Origin of the sequence: Hyphomonas sp., assembly GCF_040882205.1 — a bacterium.
GTDB lineage: Bacteria > Pseudomonadota > Alphaproteobacteria > Caulobacterales > Hyphomonadaceae > Hyphomonas.
The window spans coordinates 1-5,342 of the sequence record NZ_JBBEBT010000126.1; the positions used below are offsets into that span (position 1 = coordinate 1).

7 protein-coding genes and 1 pseudogene are annotated in these 5,342 nt (G+C 63.1%); 1 reads left to right on the plus strand and 7 read right to left on the minus strand.

Translation table 11 applies throughout. The features are described from left to right. The 7 genes and pseudogenes from WEA77_RS04830 to WEA77_RS04860 all read right to left on the minus strand — a co-directional run. A pseudogene (locus tag WEA77_RS04830) lies at positions 1-148 on the minus strand (pyruvate dehydrogenase (acetyl-transferring) E1 component subunit alpha); the annotation flags it as partial. 64 nt (positions 149-212) lie between these two features. Beyond that, on the minus strand, positions 213-512 hold the full coding sequence (locus WEA77_RS04835; RefSeq protein WP_368066732.1) for a septum formation initiator family protein: 300 nt from the start codon (positions 510-512) through the stop codon (positions 213-215). 115 nt (positions 513-627) lie between these two features. Beyond that, positions 628-1,170: a toll/interleukin-1 receptor domain-containing protein gene (locus tag WEA77_RS04840; RefSeq protein WP_368066733.1), complete on the minus strand. Its 543-nt coding sequence runs from the start codon at positions 1,168-1,170 to the stop codon at positions 628-630. Positions 1,171-1,267: 97 nt separating this feature from the next. Further along, on the minus strand, positions 1,268-1,528 hold the full coding sequence (locus WEA77_RS04845) for a hypothetical protein (protein WP_368066734.1): 261 nt from the start codon (positions 1,526-1,528) through the stop codon (positions 1,268-1,270). A 230-nt stretch (positions 1,529-1,758) separates the two neighbouring features. Then, on the minus strand, positions 1,759-3,039 hold the full coding sequence (gene eno / locus WEA77_RS04850) for a phosphopyruvate hydratase (protein WP_368066735.1): 1,281 nt from the start codon (positions 3,037-3,039) through the stop codon (positions 1,759-1,761). Positions 3,040-3,152: 113 nt separating this feature from the next. Then, on the minus strand, positions 3,153-3,338 hold the full coding sequence (gene rpmF / locus WEA77_RS04855; protein ID WP_368066736.1) for a 50S ribosomal protein L32: 186 nt from the start codon (positions 3,336-3,338) through the stop codon (positions 3,153-3,155). 486 nt (positions 3,339-3,824) lie between these two features. Beyond that, positions 3,825-4,916 carry a CaiB/BaiF CoA transferase family protein gene (locus WEA77_RS04860; RefSeq protein ID WP_368066737.1) on the minus strand — a complete coding sequence of 364 codons (1,092 nt, stop codon included), beginning with the start codon at positions 4,914-4,916 and terminating at the stop codon, positions 3,825-3,827. Positions 4,917-5,034: 118 nt separating this feature from the next. Here WEA77_RS04860 and WEA77_RS04865 point away from each other — a divergent pair. Continuing rightward, on the plus strand, positions 5,035-5,342 hold a 308-nt coding region (locus WEA77_RS04865), incomplete at its 3' end, for a hypothetical protein (protein WP_368066738.1).

Sequence of the window (5,342 nt, forward strand, 5' to 3'; positions counted from 1 at the left end):
AGAAGCCGGCGATCTTGCCCATGCCGTAGAGCTGGCCGGCCTTCTCCTCGAAGCGCCGGATAAGCAGCATCTCGCGGTAGAATTTGAGCATGTCGGCCTTGGAGGCCTTAACGGGTGCTTTTTTCGAACTTTTAGGTTTCGTGGCCATGCAACGTGCCTCCCTGACCCCTTATGTCGCTGCAATTTTGCAGCGGCAAGTCAGAACAGCGTTGTCAATTTGCAGAGCTCCGTTCCGGAGTCAGGAGAACGATCTCCCCCGGATACACGAAAGCCAGCTTGTCGCGCGCCAGCGCCTCGACATAATCGGGATCGACCGAGCCGGGCGTAAGCCGTCGGATGTCCACTTTCAGGCGCTCGATGTCCGTCTGCATGGACGCGAGTTCACGTTCGCGGGCCTCAAGTTCGATCTGCGAATCGGTCCAACGGCCCAGGCCCTTCTCCCCCGCAAAAGCGTGGTAGGCGAAATAGAGCACCAGAAGACTGAGCCCGAGAGCCTGAAGACGTGAGACCATGACGTCTTTGGTAAACCGCGCAGGTAACCAATCCCTTACCGGCCGAGCGCTGCATTCAGCCGGACGGCGCGTCCGGCAGGGTCTGCAGCGGTCAGATCCAGCCATTGGCGGTCGATCAGGAAATATTCGAAATCTTCCGGCATCTCTGACGACCCGAGCCGAACCGGCAAAAGCTGCGCTCGTACTTGTCGGCGATGTGGATTTCCCGGCGCACACTGTCGGACTGGAGGGCCTCCGCCGAGCACATCAGGCAGAACGTGTCCGAACCTCGGATTGCGCGCACGATCATCCCCGCCCAGTTGCCGCCGGCATGGTTTTCATCCTTGTCGGTCCTGACTTCGCGGCCGGAGGCCTCGACTTCGGCAACCAACGGATAGACGACTGCACTATCCCGGCGGGAGCAGGAGACGAAGACAGGCGAAGGATCGCCCACGCCTTCCGGAACGACCGCAGACATCTCAGCCGTCGCGCTGCGGGCCGCGGCCGGAGGCGCGGAAGTCTCGCCCGACACGCTTGATCGACCCGCGACGGTGCCCGCGACAACGCCGATAACGGCGCCCCAGGCGACCGCCGCAAAAGCTACAAGCCAGTTCGAGGCATAGGGCAGAGACACGACGCCGGCCGGGCCAAGCGCTGCAGCCGTTACAAAAGCGACCACGACGGCAATCTGCGCCGAAAATCTTTTCAGGTCGCCGGGTTCAGGGGCCTGGCGCAGACATCCGTCTTCAGGTTCCGGCGGCGCCCCGCCGCTGTCATCAGAGGCGCCCGCTTGCCTGCCCCGCTGCTCCACCGCAAGGGTCAATTTCCTGCGCTGCCTCGACGATTTTCCAGACGGCAGCAATCCGGCCCAGTGCCAAAGACAGGTCGATGGCGGCAACGTCGCCCAACCCCCTCAGCAGCAAGGTGGGGTCAAGGCGCGCAAAGATCAGCCGGCCTTGCGTCCGCGCATCAACCGAGCGGTTCGCGAACAGGATTTGCTTCGATGAAAACTGAACGCACTTCGACCAGAGGGCCAAGGTCACTTCCCGGAACCGGGCCGGCGCAGATGCGTGCTTCTCTTCAGCCCGGCGCACCCTGCAGCTGCGCTGACGCAACATCGTTTTTCGTCTCCGCCGCCGCCGCCGCCGCGTCCGCGTCAGATGCCAGAAGATAGATTTAGCGCATACCGTCGCCCCGTGCTCATCCAACGACCCGCCTGCAGCACCAAGTTCCGGACCGGTCGCCTACCGGAACGGTAATGTAGCGGCTAGCCGGCGTTGATGCGCGAAAGTCCGGCATAGATGCCGATCGGGCCCAGTTCTTCCTCGATGCGGATGAGCTGGTTGTATTTCGCGATCCGGTCCGACCGGCTGAGCGAGCCGGTCTTGATCTGCCCGCAGTTCGTGGCAACCGAGAGGTCGGCAATCGTCGTATCCTCGGTTTCGCCGGAACGGTGGCTCATCACGGCGGTGTATCCGTGCAGGTGGGCCAGTTCCACTGCGTCGAGCGTTTCCGACAGGGTGCCGATCTGGTTGACCTTGATGAGGATCGAGTTCGCCGCGCCGCGCGACAGGCCCATGGCGAGGCGGTCGGGATTAGTCACGAACAGGTCGTCCCCGACCAGTTGCACCTTGTCGCCCAGCATTTCGGTCAGAGCGATCCAGCCGTCCCAGTCATCTTCCGCCATTCCGTCCTCGATCGAGAGGATAGGATATCGGCCGCAAAGGTCCGCCAGGTATTTCGCAAACTGCTCGGAAGAGAGCGACTTGCCTTCGCCGGCAAGTTCATACTTGCCGTTCCTGAAGAACTCCGTGGACGCTGCATCAAGCGCCAGGGCCACGTCCTCGCCGGGCTTATAGCCGGCTTTCTCGATGGCTTTCAGTATGAACCCGATGGCCTCATCAGTCGAGCCGATGTTCGGCGCGAAGCCGCCTTCATCGCCGACGTTGGTGTTGTGACCCGCATCGTGCAGCGTTTTCTTCAGCGCATGGAACACTTCGGCTCCGACGCGCACGGCATCCGCAATGCTCTCGGCGCTGACCGGCATGATCATGAATTCCTGGATGTCGATCGGGTTGTCAGCGTGTGCGCCGCCGTTGATGATGTTCATCATCGGCGTCGGCAGCACGCGGGCGTTGGCGCCGCCGATATAGCGGTAAAGCGGCATCGAGCAGGCTTGCGCAGCGGCCTTCGACACGGCGAGCGAGACACCGAGGATGGCATTGGCGCCGAGGCGGGATTTGTTCTCCGTGCCGTCGAGGTCTATCATCAGCATGTCAATCATGCGTTGTTCGGTGGCGTCGAGACCGGTGAGCTCGTTGCAGATCTCGCCGTTGACGGCGTCGACAGCTTTCAACACGCCCTTACCGCCATAGCGCGACTTGTCACCGTCGCGTTGTTCGTGGGCCTCATAAGCGCCGGTGGACGCGCCCGACGGCACAGCGGCGCGGCCGGTGGAGCCGTCTTCGAGCGTCACATCAACTTCAACGGTCGGGTTGCCCCGGCTGTCGAGAATTTCGCGGGCGTGGATGTCGATGATTTCACTCATGTGGAATAGCCCCTTGCCGTTCGCTGCGTATGCCGGAAATGAAAAGCGCCCCCTGTGAGGACAGGAGGCGCCAAAACCCTTATGCGGATGCGCCGTTCAGCGCAACGCTCGCCCTAGAGCTCTTCGCTGGGCTCAAGGATCTGCTTGCCGCGGTACACACCGGTTTTGAGGTCGATGTGGTGGGGACGGCGCAGCTCGCCCGAACTTGCGTCTTCGATATAGGTGTTCATGTCGAGCCGGTCGTGGGCGCGGCGCATGCGCGTGCGCGACTTCGACTTTTTACTCTTGGGGACGGCCATGGCACTGTTCCGGAATCTGATTGGGTCGCGCACCCATGAGGAACGCGGGAAAGGGGGCCTGTTAACGCAGGCCGGTCGCTCTGGCAAGCATCAAACGGCATGATTTTCAGGGCCCCCGCCTCAAACGAAAATGGCCGGCCCGAAGGCCGGCCAAGGTATGCAAGAAGGACGCCGGCGCTTCGCCCTGGCAAGATGCCTGATTGGCTCTGCGCCGACAGGTATGGTTAATAGAAGATTGAGTCTGAACAAGGGCGCCCTTCGCTGTTGTCCGGCGTTCAGCCCGCCCATCGCGCGGGCTCCTTCGCCTGATACCTTGAAAATACCGGCCCTCAGCGCTTGCCGCCCTTGCTGGATGCAGCCCCCGCGCCACTTCGCGGCATCGTGCGATGCGCCTCGCCCGCCCCCTGGCCCGCTTGCGGGGCGCCGCGGGCCGAGAATCAATCGATCCGGCGGCCCGCTGCAGGTGGGACCGTGCCCTCAACGGCGCTAGACGCCCCAGTCCTTGAGCACTTCAGCGGTATGCTCACCAGGTCCGGCGGGGCGGCGCTGGATGGCGCCGGGCGTTTCCGAGAAGCGCGGCGCCGGGGCCGGCTGAACCACGCCTTCGATTTCCACGAAGGTCTGGCGGTCCGTGTTGTGCTTGTACGTCGGCGCTTCCGACATCGACAGGACCGGCGCGAAGCAGATGTCGGTAGCTTCCATGATCGCGCACCATTCGTCGCGCGTCCTGGTCTTGAACACAGCCATCAGCCTTGCCTTCAGCTCCGGCCATTTGGACTTGTCCATCTGAGCGTCCCATTCGGCGCCGGTGAGGCCCGCCTTCTCGCGCAGCAACGCGTAGAACTGAGGCTCGATGGAGCCGATGGCGACCCATTTTCCGTCTTTCGTTTCGTAAGTGTCGTAGAAGTGCGCGCCGCCATCGAGCAAGTTTGCTTCACGGTCATCGGTCCAGATGCCCATGGCTTTCATGCCGTAGAACATGGTCGCAAGGCTCGCCGCGCCATCCGACATAGCGACGTCCACCACCTGCCCCTTGCCACCATTCCTGACGCTCAGGATGCCGGCCAGAAGGCCCATCGCGAGGTAGAGCGCGCCGCCGCCATAGTCCCCGATGAGGTTCAGGGGCGGGCGCGGACGGCCCTCGCCGTCGCCCATCGCATGCAGGGCGCCGGTGATGGCGATATAGTTGAGGTCATGACCGGCCGACTGCGAGAGCGCGCCAGTCTGGCCCCAGCCGGTCATGCGGCCGTAGACCAGCTTCGGATTTCGTTTCAGCACCTCACTGGGGCCAAGACCGTTGCGCTCCATAACGCCCGGGCGGAAGCCCTCGATCAGGCCATCTGCCCTCTCCAGCAGCTTCAAGGCCACTTCTACGTCCTTCGGATCCTTGAGGTTAAGGCCGATGGAGCGCCGCCCCCGGCTCATCACATCCGCCGCGCGGCCTGGCCGGCCGTCGCCCGGACGGTCGATTCGCACGACATCTGCGCCGAGATCCGACAAAAGCATGCCGCAGAACGGCCCCGGGCCGATGCCCGCAAATTCAACGATCCTGACGCCTGAAAGCGGACCCTGGCCCATGATTTAGCCTCCCATATTTGCTGTGTTTCGTAGCTGAGTTAGCCGAACTTTAAGTGTCGAGGCCGCAAAAGGAAGGGGTGCCGCCGCGTCGCCGGTGGACCTGTTTTGGCGGTTTCGCATGTCCGACCTCTCCTTCCTGGATCCGCCCATCGAGATCGCGGCGGACAGCCCCCGGCTCGAGCGGATTGCAGCGCGTCTGAAATCCGGCGGCATGCGCCCCTATCCCGCGTCCTATCCGATTGATTTCAGCGCCGCCGAACCGCTGCTGATCGATATTGCCACAGCAACCCGCCCCGTTCTCGAAGCGCTGTCCCGCGCAGCCATGGTGCAGGTTCACCGGCAGATCGTGCTGATCGACACGTCCGGCGCGCAGCTGCCGGCATCGGGCGAAACCGTAATCCTTCGCCGGGACGAAGACCTTGCAGG

Excerpts from the sequence above, each read along its gene's own strand:
- rpmF (WP_368066736.1), bottom strand. The coding sequence starts at position 3,338 with ATGGCCGTCCCCAAGAGTAAAAAGTCGAAGTCGCGCACGCGCATGCGC.
- WEA77_RS04835 (WP_368066732.1), bottom strand. The coding sequence starts at position 512 with ATGGTCTCACGTCTTCAGGCTCTCGGGCTCAGTCTTCTGGTGCTCTAT.
- eno (WP_368066735.1), bottom strand. The coding sequence starts at position 3,039 with ATGAGTGAAATCATCGACATCCACGCCCGCGAAATTCTCGACAGCCGG.
- WEA77_RS04860 (WP_368066737.1), bottom strand. The coding sequence starts at position 4,916 with ATGGGCCAGGGTCCGCTTTCAGGCGTCAGGATCGTTGAATTTGCGGGC.